This is a genomic window from Amycolatopsis sp. CFH S0740, assembly GCF_004522315.1.
Taxonomy (GTDB): domain Bacteria; phylum Actinomycetota; class Actinomycetes; order Mycobacteriales; family Pseudonocardiaceae; genus Amycolatopsis; species Amycolatopsis nivea.
Map to the genome: position 1 here is coordinate 17,285 of NZ_SDLS01000011.1, position 23,798 is coordinate 41,082.

Sequence of the window (23,798 nt, forward strand, 5' to 3'; positions counted from 1 at the left end):
CCTTTCCCCCTTCGCGGAGGTACGAGATGGCTGACACGTTGAACACCCGCATCGAGGTCACCGGTCCCGCCGATGGCCGCTTCGCCGAGATCCTCACCCCGGCAGCACTGGACTTCGTAGCCAAACTCGACAACACCTTCGCCGGACGCCGCCGCGAACTCCTCGACGAGCGCCGCCGCCGTCGTGAGCGGCTGCAGTCGGGGGAGGAGCAGCTGGACTTCCTGCCCGAAACGCGGTCGATCCGGTCGGACGAGAGCTGGCACATCGCCCCCGTCGCGCCCGGTCTGGAGGACCGCCGCGTCGAGATCACCGGCCCGACCGACCGGAAGATGACGGTCAACGCGCTCAACTCCGGCGCGAAGGTGTGGCTGGCGGACTTCGAGGACGCGACGTCGCCGACCTGGCACAACGTCGTCGACGGCCAGCTCAACCTGTTCGACGCCATCCGCCGCAACATCGACTTCACCACCGAGGCCGGCAAGCGCTACACGATCGGCGACGACCCGGCGACGATCGTCGCCCGCCCCCGCGGCTGGCACCTGGTCGAGAAGCACATCCGCATCGACGGCCGCCCGGTTTCGGCGAGCCTCGTGGACTTCGGCCTGTACTTCTTCCACAACGCCCGGCAGCTTCTGGCGCGCGGCAGCGGCCCGTACTTCTACCTGCCGAAGCTGGAAAGCCACCAGGAAGCGCGCCTGTGGAACGACGTGTTCCTGCTGGCGCAGAAGGAACTCGGCATCCCGCGCGGCACCATCCGCGCGACCGTGCTGATCGAGACGATCACCGCGGCCTTCGAGATGGACGAGATCCTCTACGAACTCCGCGAGCACGCGGCCGGCCTGAACGCCGGACGGTGGGACTACATCTTCAGCGTCATCAAGAACTTCTCCGCGCACGGCGCCGACTTCGTGCTGCCGGACCGTGCCCAGGTGACGATGACGGTCCCCTTCATGCGCGCCTACACCGAACTGCTCGTCAGCACCTGCCACCGCCGCGGGGCCCACGCGATCGGCGGGATGGCCGCGTTCATCCCGAGCAAGGACCCGGTCACCAACGAGAACGCGCTGGAGAAGGTCCGCCAGGACAAGGAACGCGAGGCCGGCGACGGCTTCGACGGCTCCTGGGTCGCGCACCCCGGCCTGGTCCCGGTATGCCGCGAAGTGTTCGACCAGGTCCTCGGCGGCTGGCCGAACCAGCTCGGCAAGCTGCGTGAAGACGTGACTGTCGACGCTGCGGACCTGCTCGACGTCGCGAGCGCCGGCGGCGAGGTCACCGAAGCGGGCGTGCGGGCGAACATCAACGTCGCCCTCCGCTACATCGACTCCTGGCTGCGAGGCACCGGTGCCGCGGCGATCCACAACCTCATGGAAGACGCCGCGACCGCGGAGATCGCGCGGTGCCAGGTGTGGCAGTGGATCCGCAACGGCACGAAGCTCGAGGACGGCACGGCGCTGACCCACGAGCTGGCCGTCGAATTCCTGGACGACGAACTGACGAAGGTCCGCACGGACCTCGGCCCGTCGGCCCGCCTCGACGACGCCCGCGCGATCTTCACCGAGACCGCCCTCGGCGAAAAGCTGCCGAGCTTCCTCACGACTGTCGCCTACGCCCGCTACCTGACCGAGCGGTGACAGGCTCCGGTCGCCAGTGACCTGACCACCGGCGACCGGTTACCCCGCACCACATTTTGGGACGGTGCAGGGGACGGGTCCGGTGGCGGAGGCTCCCCGCCACCGGACCCGGGTCTTTCCGGACCCGCGCTCCTTCGCCGTTGAGCGGCGAGGGGCGCGGGTTTTCGGCATTGCGGGTTTTCGATGCTTCGGGCTTGGACCGTGGCTTGGCTTCTCGCTCACTTCCGCACGCACGCTGCCCGAACCCCGGGTGCTGTTCGGGGCGGCGGTGTCGTGGCCGCTCAGTGGCGAATCCCGCGTACGTCCCAGGCCGCGCTTGATCTCGCCTCTCGTCGCGGACCAAGCCGATCACCGCTGCCAGTTCGACCACGTACCCAGTTCGGACCCGCGCTCCAGCCCCGACGCCCGATGTCGCCGAGTCCCTGACACGCCCGCGCCGGATGGATCTCGCCCGCTCTCTTCAACCGGTCTCCAACCCCTTGGCTGCGCTCAGCCATCGCGCTCCCCGAACGGCCTACCCCGCTGAGATCCTGGCTCCTCGCCCGGTCCGGCTGGTAACGCGAACGAGCTGCGACCAACTACCCGACTCCGACGTCTCCGCGGCCGAACCACCGTTGCCGCTCAATGGCGAATGCCTGGTAGACGCCCATTTCAAGCCTTCGATCGCCCTCCTGGCCACGACGGCTCCCTTCCGCGGCAGGCACCCGAAGCCGCGCCGCTCACCTGCCGAACACCCCTTGCCTATTTGATTCGACATACATATATTGCACATGTAACTACCTGGGGGAGCGTCGCCGGCGAGGGTGCCGGGCAGCTTCCGATCTGACTCGCATCCGGAGAAACCATGCATTGGCTTTACCTCGGCATCGCTGTGCTCTTCGAGATCGCCTTCGCGCTCGGAGCCAACGCCACGGACGGGTTCACCAAGCTGTGGCCGTCGGTGTTCACGCTGGTCATGGCAGCCGGCGGCATCTTCTTCCTCAGCCGGGCCCTGCTGACCCTCGACGTCGGCGTCGGCTATGCGATCTGGACCGGTCTCGGCTCGGTGGGCATCGTGCTGCTGGGCGCGCTGATCTTCAAAGAGAAGCTCAACTGGCGCAAGCTCATCGGCTTCGGCCTGGTGATCTGCGGCATCATCGGTCTCCAGCTGACCGGTGCCTGACGCTCCTCTTCCCGCTCCCGAAAGGATTTCCGCCGTGTCCGTTCAGCCCGAAGCAGCACCAGCCATCACACCGGAGAGTACGCAGACTAATCGCCGAGCATGGGGCATCCTTCTCTTCGCCGGAGTCTGCGAAATCGCGTTCGCCGTCAGCACGGACGGCAGCCGAGGCTTCACCAACCTGCCGTGGTCGATCGCCACGGTGATTACGGCCGCCGCAACGATTTTCACGCTCAGCCTGGCCTTGCGCACCATCGATGTCGGCGTCGGTTACGCGGTCTGGACGGGTATCGGCGCGAGCGGTGCCGCGATCTTCGGCGCGATCATCTTCGGCGAAAGTCTGGGACCGCTGCGCATCCTGTTCCTGGCAGTGATCATCACCGGCGTCATCTGCCTCAAACTCGCCGGCGGATCAACCGATTCGGCGAAGGCCGACGACTGACCGTATCCAGCCCGACGTCCCGCCAAATCCGCCAAGTGGCGGCGAATCTGCTTAGCTCTGGCGGCGGGCGCCGTGAGCACGTTTTCGTCACTACGCTGCACCATTGCTTGCGACGAACCTGGAGGCCAGCCAATGCCGATGGCGACCGTCAACGACCGCCCGATCTTCTTCGCCGACACCGGGGGAGACGGACCGGTCTTGCTCCTGGGACACGGCTACTTCCTGGACCACTCAACGTTCTCGCCGCAAGCAGCGGTGCTCGCGCCCACGTGGCGCCTGATCACCTGGGACGCCCGCGGCCACGGGCAAACCCCGGATAACGACCCCGGCACCTCATACACCTATTGGGACCAAGCCCGAGACGCGCTCGGCCTGCTCGACCACCTGGGCATCGAACGCGCCGTCGCAGGCGGACTGTCCCAAGGCGGATTCACCGCGCTACGAATCGCTTTGCTGGCACCCGAACGGGTCGCAGGCCTGGTGCTCTGGGACACCGAAGCAACACCGTGCGACCCAGCCGACAAAGCAGCCTACGGCGGCATGTTCGCCGCATTGCGCGAATACGGACCAATCGATGACCTCATCATACCGTTGTCGACACAGCTGCTCGGAGAATCCGACCTGCGTGACGAGTTGCGCGCACGATGGCGAGCCACCTCCGCACTGCCGCTAGGCCCGGCCGCGCAGTGTCTGCTGGAACGAGACGACGTCTCGGGCCGCCTGAACGAAATCACCTGCCCGACGTTGCTGATGTGGGGCGAGCAAGACGTTTCCCTTCCGCACGACCGCATGGACCTGCTGAGCGAACGCCTCCCGAACGCCGGAGAGGTGCACGTAATCCGCGGCGCGGCCCACACCCCAACCCTGACTCATCCAGAGCAGGTCAACCCGTTGCTGCAACAGTTCCTGCAGACGCTGGCCTGACCGGTACCACCGAGCGGCCGAGAGTGCTCGCGCAGCTAGAAAACCCGAATTCTCCCACCTCCCAGCGCCATGCAGACCACCGCGATCTCCGGACACGAGAGACTTGACGAACGCACAATTGCATGCACGCACATGTGCTATACAAGAGGCCTCGGCGTCACTTCTCGACGCTGGACAAGGCTTTCCGGAGAGGTCGTTCGCGTGACCACCACACCTTCCCCTGGCCGCAAGCAGGCCGGGGCGAAACTCACCACCCTCGGCGCGATGTGGCCCCGCATGATGGCCCTTCGCAGCCGCATCGACCATGAGGTCGAGCAAGCCTTGCAACGGCAGCTCCACCTGGGCTTCTCGGAATTCGTCGCCCTGATGTCGCTGGCCGATCGCCCCGACGGTGAACTCCGCATGCAGGAGCTCGCGGACGCGACATCACTCAACCAGAGCTCCGCGACCCGCCTGGTGGGCCGGCTCGAGCGGACCGGTCTGACCGAACGACGTCTCTGCGAATACGACCGCCGAGGCGTCTACACCGGAATCACCGACGCCGGACGAGCCACGTTGCGCAAGGCTGTCCCGGTCTACGAAGCAGCCTTGGCGAACGCTTTCGACCGCGTGGCAGCGGACCCCGACTACCGCGACCTAATCGCCGCCGTCGACCCCCGCTGAAAGCGCTCTGACCAGGTATTCGCCACTGAACGGCGAATCTCGCCGACCACCTTCGACCAGCGCTGAACTTACACCTCGAACGCGTTGCCAGTAGCGATCTTCGGCCGTCCCAACTCTACCGGTTCGCCGACCCGAGCCCGCCGATAAACCTCGACGGTCGCCTCAGCGATCCGCCCCCAGTCGAAGTCCGCGCCCAGCCGGGCCTGCGCCGCACGCGCGCGCCGGGTCGCGGCTGGAACGTCGCTCAAGACAGTCGTCACGGATGAGGCAAGACCCGCGACGTCACCTGGCGCGAAGGCCAAGCCGGTCTCCCCGTCGATGACAACCTCGCCGAGCCCGCCCGCGGTCGACGCCACCAACGGCGCTTTCGCGGCAGCAGCCTCCAGCGCGACGATCCCGAACGGCTCATACCGGCTCGGCAGCACGACCGCGTCGGCCGCGGCGAGGAGAGCGCGCAGGTCACGGTCGGAAAGATGACCGACGAAGTCCACTGCCCGGCGAATCCGCAGCTTTCGAGCCTGCGCGACGAGTTCGTCGTGATGTCGCCCTTTACCGGCGACGACCACCCGAGTCCCTGGGAACCGCCGGCGGATCCGCGGCAGCGCGGCCAGCAGGTCTTGCACGCCCTTTTCCCACTCAAGCCGACCGAAGAACAGCAGGAACGGAGCCCCGTCCGGGCTGTGCTGCTCCCGCATCCGCGCGACCTCGCTGGACGATACGCGCCAGCTGCGCCCCTCGATGCCGTTGTGGATCACCGCGACGTCAGCAGGGTCGATCTCGAAGAGGTGCGCGACCTCCTTGCGCATGGCCTGCGAACAGGTGATCACCGCGTCGGCGCGGTTGGCCAGCCACCATTCGACCGAATGCACCTGCTGGTTGAGCGGATGCGACAGCCACCCCGAATGCCGGCCCGCTTCGGTCGCGTGGATCGTCCCGACGAGCGGCACCCGGGCAGCCTCGGCGACCGCGATCGCCGGATGCGTGACCAGCCAGTCGTGGGCATGGACGACGTCGGGTTGCCACGTGCGGAGCAAATCCTGCGCTGCCCGGATCATGGCGTGGCCCATGGCGAGCGTCCACGCGACGAGATCCCGCTCGAAAGTCAGGTGCATCGGATCCTCGGCCACGCGGACGACCCGGACCCCCTCGATGACCCGATCGCTGCGCGGATGAGTCGAGGCGTCGGTGCCCGCGGTGTGCCGGCAGAGGACGACGACGTCGTGGCCCTGCTGCGCGAGGTGCCTTGCCAGCGCGTGAACGTGCCGGGCCAGGCCGCCGATGACCACCGGCGGGTACTCCCAGGACAACATCAGCACGCGCATGGCCCGAGGTTACTCGCCAGTCGCTTACCCCGGGGCGGCCGCCCGAACGACCGGCGGAAAGCCTCGCCTTCTGCTGGCGAAAAAGTGCCTGAGCAGGCAAGAACCAGCTGGTCAGAGCGTTTCGCCAAAAAGCGGCAACAGGTCCGCACAGCCGCTCCGACGGCTCGCGACCACCGCATCCCCGCAGCTCAGCACCGCGCCGCGGTCCGCAGGGAGCACTAGGCCGAAACACAGGTTCCAGCTACAGCCACCCGCCGCGACGAGTAACCCTCACGCGCCGCGGCACACCTACTGCGCTCGCGGGCGCAGCGTGCTGGCGAGCTGCTGACCAGCGATTAGCCACTCAGTGGCGAGGAGGTTGTCGACGGCATCTCCACCGTCTCGCCTGCGGAACGGCCATCAAGGACCAGTTGCCAGCCAGCGACCACCGACAGCCGACATGACCGTCGAGCAGGACCTGGGTCGTCGGTTGCCGGGCGGCGCCCAAGCCATGCCGCGGAACGCGATTCTCTGCCACCATAACCAGTGATGACTCCAACAGAGCCCGAATGGCAGCGAGCGGATTCGCCACTGACCACCCCGTGGACCGATCGAGTCGACCCGGCCGCGGTGCTTCCCGAGTACCCGCGTCCCCAGCTCCGCCGACCGGAATGGCTGAGCCTCAACGGCGTCTGGGAGTACGCAGGATGGCCCGCTTCGCCCGCGGAGCCGCGCCCGGTCGGGTACAACGAGCGCATCCTGGTTCCCTTCGCGCCGGAATCGGCGCTCTCCGGAATCGGCCGACGCGACGAAGTGCTCTGGTACCGACGGTTGTTCGAGGTTCCGCAAAGCTGGCGCGGGCGACGGGTGTTGCTGCATTTCGGTGCAGTCGACCAGAAAGCCGAGGTTCGGGTCAACAACCAGACGGTGGTCACCCATGAGGGCGGGTACACGTCGTTCTCCGCGGACATCACAGACGCGCTCCGTGCATCGGGACCGCAGGAAATTACCGTTCGCGCAGAGGACCGTACGGATATCGAGCCGTACCCGATCGGCAAGCAGCGCAACGAACCTGGCGGTATCTGCTACACCCCGACGTCGGGAATCTGGCGGACCGTCTGGGTCGAGCCGGTGCCGGACGAGCGCATTTCCTCCCTTGAGATCACCTCGGACTTGTCTGGTGTCTCAGTGTTCCCGCAGGTCACCGGTGGCGCTCAAGTGGAGCTGATCGTTTCGCCGCCAAACGGCGACGAGGCAGTACGCGTTCGGAGCACCGCTGGCGCGCGGCCGCGAGCCAACCTTCCGGAACCGCGTCCGTGGTCTCCTGACGATCCGTTTCTCTACGACATCACCGTCCGTCTTCTCGATGCGCACGGTGATGTATTGGACGAAGTCGCCAGTTATTGCGGCCTGCGAACGGTCGAAATTGTCCCGGATGTCGACGGACAGCCACGGATCGCTGTGAACGGCCGGATCACCTTCCTGCACGGACCACTCGACCAGGGCTACTGGCCGGACGGCGGTTACACCGCGCCGACAGACGAGGCGCTCCGGTTCGATCTGGAGAAGACGAAGGAACTCGGGTTCAACCTGGTCCGCAAGCACGTCAAGGTCGAACCCGCGCGCTGGTACTACTGGGCGGACCGGCTGGGTTTGGCGGTCTGGCAGGACATGCCGTCACTGGTCGTCTCGTTCGCCGGACCGCCCGGGCACGCGCCGGATCCGCTGCCTGAAGGACAACAACGGTTCGAGGCCGAACTGCGGGAAATGGTCGCGCAGCTGAGCAACGTCACGTCGATCGTCGCCTGGGTGCCGTTCAACGAAGGCTGGGGAGAATTCGACACTGCCCGGATTGCCGCGCTCGTAAAGGAACTCGACCCGACTCGGCTGGTGATCGCCAACAGCGGCGTGAACTGCTGTTTCTCTCGCCCCGACACTGGTGCTGGCGACATCTACGACGACCACACCTACGTCGGGCCAGGGGAGCCGCACGAGGGGGACCATCGCGCCCTGGTGGACGGTGAATACGGCGGCCTGGGCTTGGTGCTCGACGACCACATTTGGCCAGGTCCGCCCAACGCCTACGAAATGACGGCGGATTCCACGCATCTCACTCGCCGGTACGCGGAGGTGAGTGAACGCCTCGAACGGTTGGTTTCCGATCTGGGGTTGTCCGGCGCGATCTATACTCAGACCACTGATGTAGAGAACGAAGTGAACGGCCTCCTCACCTACGACCGCCGAGTGGAAAAGCTCGACTTCACTGACGCCGCGAACCACAACCGAGCGGTGATCGCGCGTGGTTCGTATCCCGAGGTGAAGACCGCGGCCGAACTGGCTGGCGAGGCTTCGGACAGCCGTTGACCTGCAATTCGCCGTTGAGCGGCAACGCGAGACAGGCAGCCCTGCACTGGGCTGCGGCCTGGGGGACGAACCAGGCCGACTTGCGATTCGCCGCTCACTGGCGACGAACTGGCCAACGGTGTTTCGAAGCTGCCAGGGTTTCGTCCAATTCGGACATGGCGGGTCACCGTCCACCGTGCTGTGCCGACGTCACTGCCGAATTAGCCTTTGAACGGCGACGGCATCCTCGGTCGTGGCACCGGCCTGACGTTGTGGTGCGCGGTGACGTCCACTCGTGGCGACTTATGGCGCTGGTCGTCAGTCGCCGATAAGTGGCGGCACCACCGCGGACAAGCAGAGGTGAGGAACGCCGGATCTTTCGCCACTGAGCGGCAACGGCAGCAAACGGCTAGCGCTGTCTCCTTGGGAAGCCAGCCGCCTCGGCGTTTGCCAGCAGTTGCCGAAAAACGGCAAATGCCCTCCGGCCGCGATGAACGCTGGCCGGAGAGCAGGACCGGAGCTCAAGCAGGCAGCGCCGCTTCGATCGCCGCGACGATCGTCTCGTCTTCGGGCTCCGTGCGCGGCCGGAAGCGACCGAGCACCTTGCCGTCCGGGCTGATCAGGAACTTCTCGAAGTTCCACTGCACGTCACCGGCTTCGCCGTCCGCGTCGGGAGTTTCCGTGATGCTCGCGTAGAGCGGGTGCCGGTCTTCGCCGTTGACGTCGACCTTTTCGAACAGCGGGAAAGACACGCCGTACGTGGTGGAGCAGAACGTCTGGATCTCCTCCGCCGTGCCTGGCTCCTGACCGGCGAACTGGTTGCAGGGGAACCCGACGACCGAGAAGCCCTTGTCGCCGTAGCGTTCTTGCAGGCGTTCCAGGCCGGTGTACTGCGGCGTCAACCCGCACTTCGACGCCACGTTCACCACGAGCAGCGTCTTGCCGGCTAGCGGTCCGCCAAGAGTGGCGTCTTCGCCAGCCAGAGTCTTGAGGGGCAGGTCGCGGATTCCCATGGAGTTCCTTTCGATCGTCATGCGCGAGGACGCCGCAGGGTGCGCGCGTCCAGATGTCCGAACGGGCCGTCGGCCCGGCGGTATTCCTCGGCCAGGGCGAGCGCGCGAGAGCGATCCCCGCTGCGCAGCAACCCTGCCAAGGCGTCGAACCGCTCGGTGTGCACACGAGCGCGTCGGCGGGCGTAGTCGGCGGCGGAGTCTTTGGTGACCATGAACGCCCAGTCGCTGGACAGTGCCATCATCGCCTCGGCGACGGCCTGATCGGCAACGGCGTCGCGAGTGGTCCCATCCTGCTTATCGACCAGGTCGAGCAGGCGGGCCTGCAGTGCGGTGTTGTCCTGCACCATGTCCGCGACCTGCTCGCCGTCCCATACTCGCCAGTCCTTGCCGGAACCCCATGAGGATGCGGGCAGCTGGACCGGCTCGCCTAGGTGGCCAGCCTCGAGCGCGCCGCGCAACGTGGTCACCCGGACGCCTGCTTCGGGCAGCGCGCGCAGGATTCCTTCGAGCCATGCGGGCCCTTCGTGCCACCAATGTCCGAAGAGTTCCGTGTCGTATGCCGCAACCACTAGCGACTCGCGGCCGTGTTGCTCGCGGAGAGACCTCAGCCGCGCGACGACTGTCTCGACGAAATCCTTGACGTGCGAACCTAGAACGTCCGCGGCGAGCGCAGGATCGTATGGATCTTTGTCTTGTGGCTCAACGGTTTTGCCGGTGACGCGCGACGCCTTCAGCCCGACTTCATGTGCCCAGGTGTGGAAATCCCGATACGCGGCATGGCCCGGATAGCCTGCTTTCGGCGACCAAACCCGGTAGGTCACTTCGAGATCGCGGCCGAAGCAGACGACGTCGGAGTCTCCGACGGGATGCGCGGCCGAAGTGTCACCATGGAGTGAAGGGCCGTCGACAAGAAAGCGTCGCACACCGGCATCGTGATAATCTTGTTCCATCCCCGGTGCATAACCACATTCAGGTGCCCAAATACCTTCTTGTGCGCGGCCGATGCGCAGCGCAGTGTCCTCTAGCCCGGCCTGGAGAGCGAACCGTCGCACTCGCTGATCCAGGAGCGGCTGGAACGGATGCGCCAGCGGCCCGCCGAGCAGTTCGATCGTGTCACTGTCCACAAGCGACCGAAGAACCGGCGAGAAACCGTGTCGCCAGCGCGTTTCCAGCTCTTCGGTGGCGTGCATCGCGGCCTGGTGCTCGGCGGCGGCCAGGTCGCGCAGCAATGGATCGCCGTGCCAGAGCGTCGATGCGTGCTGCGTGCGCAGCTGCCAATGGCCGATCCAGTCGTGGCAGGCGCGGATGGCGTACGGATCGTCGAGCTGTGCGGCGAGAACCGGTGTCATGCCGAGTGTCAGGACGTCGCGTCGCCCCTCAGCGGCGAATCGGCGCAGCAGGTCGACGACTGGCAGGTACGAATGCGTCCACGCCTGGTACAGCCACTCCTCGCCGACTGGCCAGCTGCCATGGTGCGGCAGCCACGGCAGGTGGCTGTGCAGGACGAGGCAGAACGTGCCTTCGTAGGCGGGATTCCGGGCGCTCACGGGCGCACCGCCACGGCCACCAGGTCGAGGCTCGCGTCCAGGTCGTCACTGTGGACGGCGAAATCGTCGGCCCGGATCGCTGCGACGTCCGCGAGGAGGTCGGCGGGCCAGGCGGCCTGCCCGGGGAGCGAACCCATGACGACGTCTAGTTGGGCGTCGATGATCGAGCCGCCGTAACGGGTTTCCATGGTGCGCAGGGATTCCGCATGGTGCAGCCCGTTCAGCGCCGCCACGGTGAACCCGGCTGCGCGCAGCAAGTCGTCCATTTCGGACGGTGCCAGTTCGCGCGTGTGGAACGGGTTGAGCGGGGTGTCGCTGTCCGGCGTGAAAGTTAGTCGGTTCGGGGTCGTGACCAGCAGTTTTCCGCCCGGGCGCAGGACCCGGAAGCATTCGGCGAGGAAACCGTCCTGGTCCCAGAGGTGCTCGATCACCTGGAAGTTCGCCACCACGTCGACCGCGCCGTCCTGCAACGGGAGGTACGCCAGGTTCGCGCGCGCGACGTCGACACTTGGGTACCGGCGTGCAACGTGCTCGGTGGTCGGTACGTCGTAGTCCAGTGCGAGCACTCGCCGGGCATGCTGGGCGATGAGCCCGGCGCCGTAGCCCTCGCCGCAGCCGGCTTCGAGCACCGTCGCGTCGGTGCAGTGGGGGAGGAGGGCGAGGTACGCGGCTTCATGGCGGCGGAACCAGTAATTTTCCTCGGGGATGCCGGGGACGGTCCGTTCGCCGGTGAGGTGCAGTGCCTCGGCCCGGGTGGCTGCGTTGGTCACCTGCGCGACCCTAGCGCCTGTCACGTTTCGCGCAGCCGTCTCGTTCCAGCGGTATGCAACGGACGATCACGCGCATCCTCCTGATCCTGCTCGGTCTCTACACCCTGGTGCAGGGGCTGTGGCCGCTGCTCGACCCGATGGGGTTTTACCAGGACTTTCCCGGTTTCCGGCATGGCTGGGTCTCCATGGACGGGCCCTACAACGAGCACTTCATCATCGATTTCGGCGGCCTCAGCCTGGCGCTCGGCGCGATGCTGGTGGGCGCTGCCGTGATGGGCACCACAGCTGTCGCGAGGCTGGTGGCGATCGCGGCGTTGCTGTTCGCCGTCCCGCACCTCGTCTACCACGCGGGTCACGTCGGGCACTATCCGCAGCTCGACCAGGTGCTCATCATTGGCGGGCTCGCGGTGACGGTCCTGCTGCCGCTCGTGGTGCTTGTGGTCCCGGGGCGGCGAATCGAGGTCAGTTCGACGGCGACACCGTGATGCTGAGCGCACCCGGGCCGACGTGAGCGCCTATCACCGTGCTCGCATCGCCCACCACGATCTCGCCAGCGCCCGGCACTCTTTCCCGCAGCCGCCGGACGATCTCGTTCTCGTCGGAGCCGAACCGGGTCACCGCGAGGTCCACCGGCTGGTTGCCCGCGGCCTTCACCGCCAGGTCGACGAGCCGGTTCATCGCTCGTTTAGTGCCGGGAACGCGGGCGAGCGGACTCACTTCTCCATTGCGGACGGTGAGCAGCGGCTTGATCGCGAACGCACTTCCGAGCATCGACTGGGCGGCACCGATCCGTCCTGACCGCCGCAGGTACTCGAGCGTGTCGACATAGATCAGTTCGGTCGAGTTGCGCACTCGTCGTTCCGCGGCGTCCAATACCCGTTCGAGCTGCCCGCCGGCCCCGGCGACCCGGGCGGCGGACACGGCTGCGTAGCCGAGACTCATGCTCGCCGTCCCGCTGTCGAGGATGTGCACCGGAATGCGGACCTGCTGGGCGGCTTCGCGGGCGGCCTCGACGGTCTGCGAAAGCCGTCCGGAGATGTGCAGGCTCACGATGGCGGACGCGCCGGCGGAGGCCGCGTCCTGGTAGCTCCAGAAGAACGCGCCCGGATCCGGCGGCGAAGTCGTGACGGCCGCGCCGGATTTCATCGTCTGGATGAGCTCGCTCCGGTCGAAGCGGTGCTCGTCGTCCGTCTGGTCGCCGACATGCAGCTGGACCTGGACGACACTGATTCGCCACTGAGCGGCGAGTTGCTCGGGCAGGCACGAGGTCGAGTCGGTGACTACGGCGATGTGCGCGGACATGGTGCCGGAGCGTAACCCCTAACGGCCTACTGCGAGTAAGTGACCGTTGCTCCGATCGGGCGAGCGGCGCGCTGGAAGGGCTAACCGGCCAACTACTGGGACGATGGTCCTATTAGATTGCTCATCCAGGTGAATGCCGTCACCTCGAGGGGTCCGGCCGCGGAATTGCCCCTAATCTACCGCTCAGTAGAGCACTGTCCCGCGGCCGAGAGCCGGCCCCAACCGGGAGGTCGAAGAAGACCCATGACGAACATCGTTGTCCTGGTCAAGCAGGTACCGGACACCTACTCGGAGCGGAAGCTCTCCGGTTCCGACAACACCCTTGACCGCGAATCCGCCGACGCCGTGCTCGACGAGATCAACGAGAAGGCCGTCGAAGAGGCCCTCAAGATCAAGGAAGCCGGCGAGGGCGAAGTCACCGTGATCTCGGTCGGCCCGGACCGCGCGACCGACGCGATCCGCAAGGCGCTCTCCATGGGCGCCGACAAGGCCATCCACGTCTCCGACGAGGCGCTGCACGGCTCCGACGCGATCGCCACCGCGAAGGTCATCGCCGCCGCCGTCGGCAAGGTCGAGGGCTTCGACCTGATCCTGGCCGGCAACGAGGCGTCCGACGGCCGCGGCGCTGCCGTGCCCGCGATCCTCGCCGAGCTGCTCGGCGTGCCGCAGCTGACCTATGTGCGTCAGCTGACCGTCGAGGGCTCCGCCGTGAAGGCCGACCGCGAGACCGAAGACGGCATCACCCACCTCGAGGCGAACCTGCCGGCGCTGGTGAGCGTGAGCGAGAAGATCAACGAGCCGCGCTACCCGTCGTTCAAGGGCATCATGGCCGCGAAGAAGAAGCCGGTCGAGACGCTGACCATCGCCGACCTGGGCATCGACGCGGGCGAGGTCGGCCTCGCCAACGCGTGGTCGACGGTCGTCGAGGCCTCGCCGAAGCCGCCGCGCACCGCGGGCGAGAAGGTCGAGGACGAGGGCGACGGCGGCTCGAAGGTCGCTGAGTACCTGGTCGCGCAGAAGCTCATCTGAGACACGGTTTCGAGGAGGATTCCGGAAAATGGCTGAAGTACTCGTCCTCGTCGACCACGTCGACGGTGATGTCAAGAAGGTCACGCTCGAGCTGCTGACCGCTGCGCGCGCCCTCGGCGAGCCCTCCGCCGTCGTGGTGGGCCCGACCGGCACCGCGGCGAAGGCCAAGGAAGCGCTCGCCGGCCACGGCGCGGCGAAGGTGTACGTCGCCGAGGGCGACGACGCCGCCGGTTACCTGGTGACGCCGAAGGTCGACGTGCTCGCGAAGCTCGCCGAGCAGGTCTCCCCGGCCGCGGTGCTCGTCGCCGCCAGCGCCGAGGGCAAGGAGGTGGCCGCGCGGGTCGCGCTGCGGCTGGGCTCCGGTCTGCTCTACGACGCGGTCGGCGTGAACGCCGACGGCACCGTGGACCAGTCCATCTTCGGTGGGGCGTTCTCCGTCAAGGCCAAGGCCGCCAAGGGCGCGCCGGTCGTGTCGGTGCGTCCGGGCGCGGTCGAGGCGGAGGCCGCCGACGGCGCGGCCGCCGAGGAGACCGTCGAGATCCCGGCGCAGGACCCGGCGAAGTCCGCCAAGATCACCGGCATCGAGCCGGTCGTCGGCGGCGACCGGCCGGAGCTGACCGAGGCGTCGATCGTCGTGTCCGGTGGCCGCGGCGTCGGCTCGGCGGAGAAGTTCGACGTCGTGGAGAAGCTGGCCGACTCGCTCGGCGCGGCTGTCGGCGCGTCCCGTGCGGCCGTCGACTCCGGCTACTACCCAGCGCAGTTCCAGGTCGGCCAGACCGGCAAGACGGTGTCGCCGCAGCTGTACATCGCGCTCGGCATCTCCGGCGCGATCCAGCACCGCGCCGGCATGCAGACCTCGAAGACGATCATCGCGGTCAACAAGGATGCCGAGGCCCCGATCTTCGAGATCGCCGACTTCGGTGTGGTGGGCGACCTGTTCAACGTCGCGCCGCAGCTGACCGACGCGGTCGACAAGCGCAAGGGCTGACGTTTTCTTTTCGCTCGGAAGGCCGTCGCGTGCTCGCCACGCGGCGGCCTTCCGCGTTCTCCGGAAGCTTCCCAGCTGCCTGAGAGGAACCTGAGAACCCGCAATTAACTCAACGTGCACTGACCGGTCATCGATTGGCACTCTCCGAGGCCGCTTACCGGCAGGTACACCTTGACCATGACGTCGTCACAGCTCCTCGTCAGTACTGATCAGGCGGGTGCCGACCTTCCCGCAGGCGCTCCGCGGTATTCGCTTCTGGTCGCCAACGGGAACGATGAAGTGCTCGCCGCACAGAAACTGCGATACCGGGTTTTCGCCGAGGAGATGGGGGCGGAACTGCATTCCCCGGAGCCCGGCCGGGACGTCGACTACTTCGACGAATTCTGCGACCACCTCGTCGTCCGCGACGACAACACCGGCGAGATCGTCGGCTGCTATCGCATGCTTCCGCCGGAGCGCGCCGCGCAGGCTGGAAAGCTTTATTCGGACAGCGAATTCGACCTGACGACGCTCGCCGCCCTGCGGCCGTCCTTGGTCGAGACCGGACGGTCTTGCGTCCACCCCGACCACCGCAGCGGTGCCGTCGTGAGCCTGGTGTGGGCCGGGATCGCGCGCTACATGCTCCTTTCCGGACACCGCTATCTCGCCGGGTGCGCTTCGGTCCCGATCGACGACGGCGGCAGCTATGCCGCGGGCGTCTGGGATGTCTTGCGCACCAAGCATCACGCCGACGACTCGTTGCGCGTCTCGCCGTTGACGCCCTGGGAACCGGGCGCGATCCCACGTCCCGACCGGGCCATGCTTCCGCCGCTCATCAAGGGTTACGTGCGGCTCGGCGCCAAAGTGTGCGGCCCGCCGGCTCTCGACGCCGACTTCGGGGTCGCGGACTTTTTCGTCCTTCTTGATCTGCAGCAGGTCGACGAGCGTTACTTGAAGTTCTTCCTCGGGGCGCAAGGATGAGCCACGCATGGATGCCGACGTCGCCCTGCGGTGACGGTTGCCTCACCGACGGCGCACCGACGGTCGGCCTGCCGCGACGGATTTTGCGTTTCACCGCAGCGGTTTCAGTAGTCTTCGCGGCGTTGCTGCTCGCGCCGGCGTTGCTGGTGATTCGCGGCCGGAGCCGGGAACGCTTGGTGCGCCGGATCTTCCGGGCAGTGCTGAGGGCGTTCGGCGTGCGGATGTCCGTGGTCGGCGGCGGGGACTTCCTCCTCGCCGCCCCCGCGGGTCGCGGTGCGCTCGTGGTGAACAACCACATCTCGTGGCTGGACATCATTGCGATCAACGCGCTGCGCCCGATGCGGGCCCTCGCGAAGATCGAGATCGCCTCCTGGCCGATCTTAGGGGCGCTTGTCCGTCGCGGGGGCAGCATTTTCCTGGACCGCAACCGTTTGCGCGCTCTGCCGGACACCATGTCCGAACTTGCCGACAGCCTCCGCGCCGGCGCGCTCGTCAACGTGACTCCCGAGGGCACCACCTGGTGCGGCTTGGCCTCCGGCCGCTTCACGACGGCCACCTTCCAAGCCGCGATCGACGGCGGTGTTCCGGTCCGGCCGATCGCCCTCCGCTACCGCCTCGCCGATGGCCGCGAAACCAGTCAGCCGGCGTTCATCGGACCGGAGTCGCTCATCGCGTCTTTACGCCGGGTCGCCGCGCTGCGCGGCCTGGTGCTGGAAGTGCATGTGTGCCCGGAGATCGCTCCCGGCCGCGCAGAGGACCGCCGTTCGCTGGCCGCCCTTGCCGAAGCGGCTGTCCACTCGGCCCTCGGCACAGTCCGCATCCCGCCGCAGCGTCGTCGCCGGGTTCTCGTCGGCCGCCCTGCGGATTCCCAGCCGGTTGCGCACTGACGAACCCCCTGGTCACGGGGCCGCGGAGGGGAGTTGCCGTTTTTTGGCGACACCTTCTCCGCGGCTCCCAGCCCAGCCGCGGTTAGCCTTTCGGCTGACAGTGGACCAGCCCATTCGCCACTTAATGGCGACAGCCGCCCGACTCGCCTCACCGCCGGATGGCTACCCGCTCGTCGCCTGTAACCGCCACCTCGTCATCCGCCACTCGCCTCCCAGCGGCGAATCACTCAGGTCGGCGCGCCTAATTTCCGCGACTCACATCTCTCGCCGCTGAATGGCGACAGTCGCGTATCGTCGGCGCGTCTGCCCACGGTGCTTAGCCTTTTCGCCACTGAGCGGCAACGGCCCACGCGCCGCGGTCGCCGTAAACCGGCAACACCAACTTGCCGAGCCGTGTCGTCCTCAAGGCTAGCCGACGAACATGGTCAAGAAATGGCAAGAGTCAGCTTCCCGCCGGGGTGCCCGTTCCGGCTCTCCTCTTGCGCAGCCGCTGCTTCCGCCAAGGGGAACGTCTTACCCTGCGCAATCCGCAACCCGTTGTGTACATATCCGAGGATCTCGTTCAGGACCTCTTGTGTCTGTCCGTCCTGGCCACCAGACGAAAACGGCACTCCGAGTTCGAAGGCCGCACCGTCGGCAATGGTCACGATGCGATCCTTCGACCCGCGCAACTCGATCGATTCCGGCAAAACGCCATGGCCGGACGCGTCGAACACCGCATCGACCGGTCGGTCCGCCACTGCACGGACCCGCTCGAGCCACCCGTCGCCGTAACGCACTGGAATCGCACCCAGCGCTTTCACCTCATTGAGATTGTGTTGTCCAGCCGTCCCGATTACCGTCGCGCCCAATGCGACCGCGATCTGTGTCGCGAAACGACCGACAGCGCCGCTCGCTCCGTGGACAACCAACAGCTCGCCAGCTTTGACGTCGAGCAGCCGCAACACGCGCAACGCAGTTTCGCCAGCAACCGGCAACGCAGCCGCGTCTTCCCAGGAGAGGCCGACAGGCTTGCGAACGATCGCACCGCCGAGCGCGTACTCCGCGTATCCGCCGGTCGCCGACCAGCCGAACACCTCATCTCCGACGCCGAATTCAGCACCGTCGCCCACCGCGTCGACCACTCCGGCGATCTCCAACCCCGGAATCTGCGGAGTTTTGAGCGCCGCACCGCCAGCCATCGCCCCCGAACGAATCTTCCAGTCGATCGGGTTGATCCCCGCGCGCCGGACCGCGACCCGGACCTGCCCCGGGCCAGGCTCCGGTGTCGGAACCTCGTTCAGTTGCAGCACTTCGGGCCCGCCGTACTCGGCGAAAGTGATGGCTCGCATCTCGGTTCGCACTCTCCTTCGGTCGCCGTACGTCCTACTTAAAGCCAGCCAGCATCCGGCGCATTCCGAACCGCACGCTCGATTCGCCAGTCAACGGCAAAACCCGGGCTCTGTCGCGCTCGACCACCAGCTCTGAGCCTGATCCATCGTTCTAGGCGACTGCAACGACGTCGCCAGTTACCCGGTGTCATCAACTTCCTGTGCCGAGCGACCCTCGCTCGGCCCGCCGCCGCATCCACGGGCTGACGCCAACCTGAGGCAACGATCCACCCTGGATGCGATCCGCCCCACTGTTCACCCCTGAAGATCTACGGGTGGCTTGACCTCCAGAGCGCTGGAGGTTGCAAGCTTCCGATCATGAGCCAGGCCGTCGAAGCGCAGCCTCGAAAAAGTGTCCTCTGGAGTCGCGAACACCGCCTTGTCACCGTCGGGCTGTTGCTTGTGGTCACGCTGGTGGCCTTTGAAAACATGGGCGTCGCCACCGCGATGCCGACGCTGGTCGCCGAACTTCACGGTCTTGCGCTCTACTCGTGGCCGTTCACCACGTTCCTGGTGGCGAGCGTCGTCGCCACCGTCTTGTCCGGACGGCTAGGCGACCGTCGAGGCCCAGCGCCAGCACTGCTAGTGGGGCCGGCTCTGTTTGCCGCAGGACTAGCTGTCGCAGGCATCGCCACGACGATGCCGACGCTCCTGGTCGGCCGAGCCCTGCAGGGCTTCGGCTCGGGGTTTCTGCTGGTGTCCGTCTCGCTGCTGATCGCACTGACGTTCACCGACCGCGAACGCCCCGTCATCTACGCGGCGAACGCGACCGCTTGGGTTCTCCCCGCGGTCATCGGCCCGTCCGTCGCCGGCGTGGTGACCGTGACGGTGGGCTGGCGATGGGTCTTCCTCGGGCTGCTTCCCCTGGTCGGGATCGGAATTGCTCTCCTTTACAAGATCACTCGCCGCTTGCCTGCCCATGTGCCGCTGCCAGCCGGACGTCGCGCGGGCGTCATCGCCGCCGTCGTCGCCGCGCTCGGCGTTGCCGCCCTGAGCTGGGCCGCCCAACACCCATCGCCTGCCGCAATCGCATACGGAACCCTGGGTCTTGTCGCGCTAGCCGTCGCACTGCGCAAACTCCTGCCTGCCGGAACGATGACCTTCCGCCCCGGACTGCCCACGGTGGTCGCCTCCCGCGCCTTGATCGCCGGCGCATATGCAGGAATGGAGGCGTATCTCCCACTGACCATGACCGCCGTTCACGGCTACAGCCCCGCACTCGCTGGCTTGCCGCTCACCATCACCGCTCTCGGCTGGTCCGCCGCATCCGCCCTCCAAGGCCGGTTCCTCGACTGGTCCCGCGAGGCATCGCTGCGTACTGGTTTCGCACTCGTCGCGATCGGCCTGGTCGGCTTCGGCTTTGTCGCCCAACCGTGGTTCCCGGCCTGGGTGGCCTTCGCTGTTTGCGCGGTCGGCGGGGCCGGGATGGGAATCGCGATGCCCGCCATCTCGGTCCTCCTACTGCGTTACTCCCCGGAGGGAGAGCGCGGCTTCAACACCTCCGCGATGCAGCTCGCCGACTGGGTCGGATCAGCGCTGCTCATCGGGCTCGGCGGGGTACTCCTGGCCGCTGTCGCGTCCGCCGCCCAGCCGTCCTCCGCGATGGGACTGCTCAGTATCGCCCTCGTCCTGCTGGCGCTGCTCGGCGTCCAACTCACGAGCAGGTGGCCGAAACAGGTGTGACGTGCCACTCCGCGGCCCGGGGCGAGCTTCGTCACAGGCCGCATCGGTCTACCCTGATAGAGCGATGACCTATCTCGACCATGCGGCAACGACTCCGATGCTGCCCGAAGCCATTGCGGCGATGACTGAGGCTTTGTCCACCGTGGGCAACGCCTCCGCGCTGCATTCTTCGGGCCGTCGTGCTCGGCGGGCCGTCGAGGAAGCGCGCGAAGTGATCGCCGCCGCTCTGGGCGCGCGGCCCTCGGAGATTATCTTCACCGGCGGCGGTACGGAGAGTGACAACCTCGCGGTCAAGGGCATCTTCTGGGCTCGCCATGGCGAGGACTCGGCCCGGCGTCGCATCCTTTGCAGCACGGTCGAGCATCACGCGGTCCTCGACACTGTCGAGTGGCTTGAGCAGCACTCCGACGCCGAGATCACCTGGCTCGAAGTCGACGACCAGGGCCGGGTCTCGCCGGAAACGCTCCGCGCGGCGATTGAATCGGCACCGGAGACTGTCGCCCTGGCAACGGTGATGTGGGCGAACAACGAGGTCGGCACGGTCAATCCGGTCGCCGCCCTCGCCGCGGTCTGCAACGAGTACGGCATCCCCCTGCACACCGACGCCGTCCAGGCCGTCGGTGCAATTCCGGTCGACTTCACCGCATCCGGCGCAGCCGCACTCACGCTGACCGGTCACAAGCTTGGCGGCCCGTACGGCGTCGGTGCGCTGCTTCTTGACAGGGATACGTCATGTGTCCCGGTCCTCCACGGCGGTGGCCAGGAACGCAGCGTTCGTTCGGGCACTCTCGACGTCCCAGCGATTGCTGGCTTCGCCGCTGCTGTCCAAGCGGCGATCAGCGGCCGCGCAGAGTACGCCGACCGAGTTGAGAAGCTGCGCGACGAACTCGTCGCCGCGGTCTTGCGGGAGGTCCCGGACGCGATTCTTAATGGTCGCGACGGCGAGCGTTTGCCGAGCCACGCTCACTTCACCTTCCCCGGCTGCGCAGGCGACAGCCTGCTGATGCTTTTGGACGCCAAGGGCATCGAGTGCTCCACCGGCTCGGCATGCACCGCGGGTGTCGCGCAGCCAAGCCACGTCCTCCTGGCAATGGGGGCAGACGCCGCCGCGGCTCGCGGTTCGCTCCGATTCTCGCTTGGCCACACGTCGACACTGGACGACGTGCACACGCTGGCGCGCGAGATCGGTGGCGTCGTCACCCGTGCCCGACAGGCCGGCCTCGCCGGCATGCGCAAGCAGACCCAGAAGCAAGAGGTGTAAAGCAATGCGGGTACTGGCCGCAATGAGCGGAGGAGTCGACTCGGCCGTCGCCGCCGCGCGTGCAGTGGACGCCGGCCACGATGTCGTCGGAGTGCACCTGGCGCTTTCAGCTCAACCTGGCACGCTGCGGACAGGTTCCCGCGGCTGCTGCACCATCGAAGATTCACACGACGCTCGCCGGGCCGCGGATATCCTCGGTATCCCGTTCTACATCTGGGATTTCGCGGAGCGCTTCACCGAAGAGGTCGTTGAGACGTTTGTCGGCGAGTACGCCGCCGGACGTACGCCCAATCCTTGCGTGACTTGCAACGAGAAGATCAAGTTCGAGGCGCTGCTTGAGAAGGCGCTCGCTCTTGGCTTCGATGCTGTCGCGACCGGTCACTATGCGCGCCTGGCGACCGTTGACGGCGAATTGGAACTTCGCCGGAGCGCGGACGAAGGCAAGGATCAGTCGTACGTGCTGGCTTCCCTGCAGCCAGAGCAGCTGCGTCATGCGATGTTTCCGCTGGGCGACTCCTGGAAGTCGGATGTGCGTGCCGAGGCGGAGCAGCGCGGGCTTTCCGTCGCGCGGAAGCCGGACAGCCACGACATCTGCTTCATCCCGGATGGCGACACCAAGAAGTTCTTGGAGAAGCGACTCGGCGAACGTCCTGGCGAACTCGTCGATGCAGAGACCGGCGCGGTGCTTGGGCATCACACTGGCGTGCACGGGTTCACCGTCGGCCAGCGGAAGGGCCTCGGCATCGATGCGCCGGCCGCTGATGGGCGACCGCGGTATGTCCTTTCGCTTGAACCTGTTTCGGGCACGGTGAAGGTCGGGTCGTCGGCAGACCTCGGTGTCCACGCCATCGACGCGGACCGCCCGATCTGGCCGAGCGGACGAGCATTGGACGGGCCGACCGAATGCACCGTCCAGGTTCGCGCGCATGGGGGCATTGCCGATGCGGTCGCCGAAGTGGATGAAGACGGACGAGTCTCCATCCAACTGCGGGAGCCGCTGCGCGGTGTGGCACCTGGCCAGGTCGTTGTTCTTTATCGGCAAGACGACCAGGCCGGCGACCTTGTGCTCGGGAGTGCCAAGATTTCTGGCACGCGCTGATCTCTCTACGCGCCTAGGCGTTCCTCCTCAGGCTGTTCCGGCGTGGGCTGTGGATCGTGCAGTGGCGGAGGCGCGCTTTCAGCCGTCTCGCCCGTCGGAGTCGTGACGATCAGCTTCCCGTCCTGCATGACCTCATAGCTCCAGTCGGCTCGATTCTTGAGACGACGGTGACGTAGGCAGTAGCTCAAAGTCGAGTCCGCGTCCGCGGAATCGGGGCCGGTCGGCTCCGTGAGGCAGTTGTGCGCGGGCCGCGGGCAGCCGGGCTGTCGGCACTCACGGTCGCGGACCCGCACGAACTCCTCGACATCGATGTTCGGCCGATACCGGAACTTGCCGACCTCGATCACTTGCCCGGTCAGCGGGTCAGTGATGACCCGGCGGACGATCGTGTCGGGACCAGTCGCGATGTGGCGCGCGAGTTCGGCGGGGATATGACCGTGGCCGGCTAGCTCAGCGGGATTCTCGTTGAGGCCTAGATATGTCTTCAGATCGACATAGAGGTACACCTCGGTCTGCTCGGGAACGCCGCCCTTGCCGCTGAGCAGCAGATCGATCGCGACGTCAGCGCGCAGCTGGTCGAGGGTTCGCTTTTCGTCGCCCGTCTTGAGCGACCGAGCGATCTTGTCGACGCGGAGGTAGGCCGCTGCGGCTTTGTCCGTCGAGGCGTTGTCGATGGAGAACCGCGAGATTCCTTCGCTCTGGTGCTGCAGGATGACGCGACGCTCGGCTTTCCGCTGAGACAGTCGGTTCATCGCCCCATCTGGGTCGATTTTCGTTGCGGCGTAAGCGGTCGCCTTGCGGACTTGGGTCGGGTTCTTGTCTTCCAGCCGGTGTTCGAGCAGGTAGTCGACCATCCGCGCGTGGTGGTCGGACAGCTGGCTGGTGCCGTCGGTGACTTTCATGGCGCGGTAGAGATCGAACTTGCCCTGGTCCATCAGCCGGAAAGTTCGAGGCAGACGGTGGGCCAGAGCTTCGGCCGCGTGGATCATCGCTCCGGCTCGGGTATCGGTGATATGCAAGGCAATCGCGAGCTCGCACGCCAGTTCGTGCGGGTCTGATCTTCGTCTTCGCATGCCCGCCATGCAATGCAACTGCAACGCCTGCAAGCGGGCGATCTGCCGGTTCGCATCCTTCACTGCCGCTATCAACTGGTCTGGCTGCAAGCGATCGAAAAGGCTGAGGTTCGCGTGCATGGTTCGGAGCAGGAAGGCGAGGTCTGCGGTTTCGGTGGTGGTGGTGGTGGTCTGGCCGACGTGATCCGCCGGCGCGGTCGACTTGCTCATGATCGTCACGATACGCAGTTATTCGAGCACAGTCAGCTAAATTGCACGAGGGGACCCCTCGTGCAATCGCTTGGCTTCCGCGTGGCAACTCTGGCACGGTGAAGGCAGGGCTATCGAGCGTGCGGACGGTTGAAGCTGCGGGA

The 23,798-nt window shown here is 66.6% G+C and carries 21 protein-coding genes; 14 read left to right on the top strand and 7 right to left on the bottom strand.

What is annotated here, in order from left to right:
• The first annotated feature begins 26 nt into the window (after positions 1 to 26).
• The 5 genes from aceB to EIZ45_RS19935 all read left to right on the top strand — a co-directional run bounded on the left by aceB (position 27) and on the right by EIZ45_RS19935 (position 4,819).
• Positions 27 to 1,631, top strand: coding sequence for a malate synthase A (gene aceB / locus EIZ45_RS19915; RefSeq protein ID WP_134736061.1), 1,605 nt, complete (start codon positions 27 to 29; stop codon positions 1,629 to 1,631).
• Positions 1,632 to 2,475: 844 nt separating this feature from the next.
• Entirely contained in the window at positions 2,476 to 2,793 is a 318-nt protein-coding gene (locus tag EIZ45_RS19920; RefSeq protein ID WP_037811827.1) for a multidrug efflux SMR transporter, read from the top strand.
• Between the two features lie 34 nt (positions 2,794 to 2,827).
• Positions 2,828 to 3,232: a multidrug efflux SMR transporter gene (locus tag EIZ45_RS19925; protein ID WP_051728875.1), complete on the top strand. Its 405-nt coding sequence runs from the start codon at positions 2,828 to 2,830 to the stop codon at positions 3,230 to 3,232.
• Positions 3,233 to 3,364: 132 nt separating this feature from the next.
• A complete protein-coding gene (locus EIZ45_RS19930) occupies positions 3,365 to 4,156 on the top strand; it encodes an alpha/beta fold hydrolase (RefSeq protein WP_134665622.1) in 792 nt (263 codons plus the stop codon).
• A gap of 201 nt (positions 4,157 to 4,357) precedes the next feature.
• A complete protein-coding gene (locus tag EIZ45_RS19935; RefSeq protein WP_134665620.1) occupies positions 4,358 to 4,819 on the top strand; it encodes a MarR family winged helix-turn-helix transcriptional regulator in 462 nt (153 codons plus the stop codon).
• A 68-nt stretch (positions 4,820 to 4,887) separates the two neighbouring features.
• Here the strand turns inward: EIZ45_RS19935 and EIZ45_RS19940 are convergent, their stop codons facing one another.
• Entirely contained in the window at positions 4,888 to 6,141 is a 1,254-nt protein-coding gene (locus tag EIZ45_RS19940; protein ID WP_037811824.1) for a glycosyltransferase family 4 protein, read from the bottom strand.
• A 528-nt stretch (positions 6,142 to 6,669) separates the two neighbouring features.
• Here EIZ45_RS19940 and EIZ45_RS19945 point away from each other — a divergent pair.
• On the top strand, positions 6,670 to 8,484 hold the full coding sequence (locus EIZ45_RS19945) for a glycoside hydrolase family 2 protein (protein ID WP_134665618.1): 1,815 nt from the start codon (positions 6,670 to 6,672) through the stop codon (positions 8,482 to 8,484).
• Positions 8,485 to 8,984: 500 nt separating this feature from the next.
• Here the strand turns inward: EIZ45_RS19945 and EIZ45_RS19950 are convergent, their stop codons facing one another.
• Genes EIZ45_RS19950 through EIZ45_RS19960 form a run of 3 tightly spaced genes read right to left on the bottom strand, consistent with a single transcriptional unit; the run spans position 8,985 to position 11,793 of the window.
• Positions 8,985 to 9,476, bottom strand: a complete 492-nt coding sequence (locus EIZ45_RS19950) for a glutathione peroxidase (RefSeq protein ID WP_134665616.1) — start codon at positions 9,474 to 9,476, stop codon at positions 8,985 to 8,987.
• A 17-nt stretch (positions 9,477 to 9,493) separates the two neighbouring features.
• A complete protein-coding gene (locus tag EIZ45_RS19955; RefSeq protein ID WP_134665614.1) occupies positions 9,494 to 11,023 on the bottom strand; it encodes a glycoside hydrolase family 57 protein in 1,530 nt (509 codons plus the stop codon).
• Positions 11,020 to 11,793, bottom strand: a complete 774-nt coding sequence (locus EIZ45_RS19960; protein WP_037811820.1) for a bifunctional 2-polyprenyl-6-hydroxyphenol methylase/3-demethylubiquinol 3-O-methyltransferase UbiG — start codon at positions 11,791 to 11,793, stop codon at positions 11,020 to 11,022. Before EIZ45_RS19960 ends, EIZ45_RS19955 begins: the two co-directional genes overlap by 4 nt.
• Before the next feature lie 53 nt (positions 11,794 to 11,846).
• Between EIZ45_RS19960 and EIZ45_RS19965 the strand changes: the two genes are divergently transcribed.
• Positions 11,847 to 12,278, top strand: a complete 432-nt coding sequence (locus EIZ45_RS19965) for a hypothetical protein (RefSeq protein ID WP_043839120.1) — start codon at positions 11,847 to 11,849, stop codon at positions 12,276 to 12,278.
• Here the strand turns inward: EIZ45_RS19965 and EIZ45_RS19970 are convergent.
• Complete coding sequence (locus EIZ45_RS19970; protein WP_037811818.1) at positions 12,256 to 13,095, bottom strand: DegV family protein; 840 nt, start codon at positions 13,093 to 13,095, stop codon at positions 12,256 to 12,258. The genes EIZ45_RS19965 and EIZ45_RS19970 overlap by 23 nt on opposite strands.
• 243 nt (positions 13,096 to 13,338) lie before the next feature.
• Between EIZ45_RS19970 and EIZ45_RS19975 the strand changes: the two genes are divergently transcribed.
• From EIZ45_RS19975 to EIZ45_RS19990, 4 genes are all read left to right on the top strand, one after another.
• Positions 13,339 to 14,124 carry an electron transfer flavoprotein subunit beta/FixA family protein gene (locus tag EIZ45_RS19975; RefSeq protein ID WP_037811817.1) on the top strand — a complete coding sequence of 262 codons (786 nt, stop codon included), beginning with the start codon at positions 13,339 to 13,341 and terminating at the stop codon, positions 14,122 to 14,124.
• Between the two features lie 28 nt (positions 14,125 to 14,152).
• Positions 14,153 to 15,112 (top strand): electron transfer flavoprotein subunit alpha/FixB family protein, encoded by a 960-nt coding sequence (locus tag EIZ45_RS19980; protein ID WP_037811816.1) that lies wholly within the window; start codon positions 14,153 to 14,155, stop codon positions 15,110 to 15,112.
• Positions 15,113 to 15,289: 177 nt separating this feature from the next.
• On the top strand, positions 15,290 to 16,072 hold the full coding sequence (locus EIZ45_RS19985) for a GNAT family N-acetyltransferase (RefSeq protein WP_037811815.1): 783 nt from the start codon (positions 15,290 to 15,292) through the stop codon (positions 16,070 to 16,072).
• A complete protein-coding gene (locus tag EIZ45_RS19990) occupies positions 16,069 to 16,959 on the top strand; it encodes a 1-acyl-sn-glycerol-3-phosphate acyltransferase (protein WP_037811814.1) in 891 nt (296 codons plus the stop codon). Before EIZ45_RS19985 ends, EIZ45_RS19990 begins: the two co-directional genes overlap by 4 nt.
• Positions 16,960 to 17,384: 425 nt before the next feature.
• Here the strand turns inward: EIZ45_RS19990 and EIZ45_RS19995 are convergent, their stop codons facing one another.
• Positions 17,385 to 18,290, bottom strand: a complete 906-nt coding sequence (locus EIZ45_RS19995; RefSeq protein ID WP_037811813.1) for an NADP-dependent oxidoreductase — start codon at positions 18,288 to 18,290, stop codon at positions 17,385 to 17,387.
• A 357-nt stretch (positions 18,291 to 18,647) separates the two neighbouring features.
• On the opposite strand from EIZ45_RS19995, the gene EIZ45_RS20000 reads away from it, so the two are divergent.
• The 3 genes from EIZ45_RS20000 to mnmA all read left to right on the top strand — a co-directional run bounded on the left by EIZ45_RS20000 (position 18,648) and on the right by mnmA (position 22,372).
• Positions 18,648 to 20,012, top strand: a complete 1,365-nt coding sequence (locus EIZ45_RS20000; protein ID WP_134665612.1) for an MFS transporter — start codon at positions 18,648 to 18,650, stop codon at positions 20,010 to 20,012.
• Positions 20,013 to 20,076: 64 nt separating this feature from the next.
• Positions 20,077 to 21,273, top strand: a complete 1,197-nt coding sequence (locus EIZ45_RS20005) for a cysteine desulfurase family protein (RefSeq protein ID WP_037811811.1) — start codon at positions 20,077 to 20,079, stop codon at positions 21,271 to 21,273.
• Positions 21,274 to 21,277: 4 nt separating this feature from the next.
• On the top strand, positions 21,278 to 22,372 hold the full coding sequence (gene mnmA / locus EIZ45_RS20010) for a tRNA 2-thiouridine(34) synthase MnmA (RefSeq protein WP_037811810.1): 1,095 nt from the start codon (positions 21,278 to 21,280) through the stop codon (positions 22,370 to 22,372).
• Between the two features lie 5 nt (positions 22,373 to 22,377).
• Here the strand turns inward: mnmA and EIZ45_RS20015 are convergent, their stop codons facing one another.
• A complete protein-coding gene (locus EIZ45_RS20015; RefSeq protein ID WP_167756504.1) occupies positions 22,378 to 23,655 on the bottom strand; it encodes a DUF222 domain-containing protein in 1,278 nt (425 codons plus the stop codon).
• Positions 23,656 to 23,798: the final 143 nt, after the last annotated feature.

Coding starts and splice junctions, on each gene's coding strand:
- EIZ45_RS19945 (WP_134665618.1), top strand. CDS start 6,670: ATGACTCCAACAGAGCCCGAATGGCAGCGAGCGGATTCGCCACTGACC.
- EIZ45_RS19995 (WP_037811813.1), bottom strand. CDS start 18,290: ATGCGAGCCATCACTTTCGCCGAGTACGGCGGGCCCGAAGTGCTGCAA.
- EIZ45_RS19975 (WP_037811817.1), top strand. CDS start 13,339: ATGACGAACATCGTTGTCCTGGTCAAGCAGGTACCGGACACCTACTCG.
- EIZ45_RS19970 (WP_037811818.1), bottom strand. CDS start 13,095: ATGTCCGCGCACATCGCCGTAGTCACCGACTCGACCTCGTGCCTGCCC.
- EIZ45_RS19980 (WP_037811816.1), top strand. CDS start 14,153: ATGGCTGAAGTACTCGTCCTCGTCGACCACGTCGACGGTGATGTCAAG.
- EIZ45_RS19920 (WP_037811827.1), top strand. CDS start 2,476: ATGCATTGGCTTTACCTCGGCATCGCTGTGCTCTTCGAGATCGCCTTC.
- EIZ45_RS20000 (WP_134665612.1), top strand. CDS start 18,648: ATGAGCCAGGCCGTCGAAGCGCAGCCTCGAAAAAGTGTCCTCTGGAGT.
- EIZ45_RS19950 (WP_134665616.1), bottom strand. CDS start 9,476: ATGGGAATCCGCGACCTGCCCCTCAAGACTCTGGCTGGCGAAGACGCC.
- mnmA (WP_037811810.1), top strand. CDS start 21,278: ATGCGGGTACTGGCCGCAATGAGCGGAGGAGTCGACTCGGCCGTCGCC.
- EIZ45_RS19940 (WP_037811824.1), bottom strand. CDS start 6,141: ATGCGCGTGCTGATGTTGTCCTGGGAGTACCCGCCGGTGGTCATCGGC.
- EIZ45_RS19965 (WP_043839120.1), top strand. CDS start 11,847: ATGCAACGGACGATCACGCGCATCCTCCTGATCCTGCTCGGTCTCTAC.
- EIZ45_RS19990 (WP_037811814.1), top strand. CDS start 16,069: ATGAGCCACGCATGGATGCCGACGTCGCCCTGCGGTGACGGTTGCCTC.
- EIZ45_RS20005 (WP_037811811.1), top strand. CDS start 20,077: ATGACCTATCTCGACCATGCGGCAACGACTCCGATGCTGCCCGAAGCC.
- EIZ45_RS20015 (WP_167756504.1), bottom strand. CDS start 23,655: ATGAGCAAGTCGACCGCGCCGGCGGATCACGTCGGCCAGACCACCACC.
- EIZ45_RS19985 (WP_037811815.1), top strand. CDS start 15,290: ATGACGTCGTCACAGCTCCTCGTCAGTACTGATCAGGCGGGTGCCGAC.
- aceB (WP_134736061.1), top strand. CDS start 27: ATGGCTGACACGTTGAACACCCGCATCGAGGTCACCGGTCCCGCCGAT.
- EIZ45_RS19930 (WP_134665622.1), top strand. CDS start 3,365: ATGCCGATGGCGACCGTCAACGACCGCCCGATCTTCTTCGCCGACACC.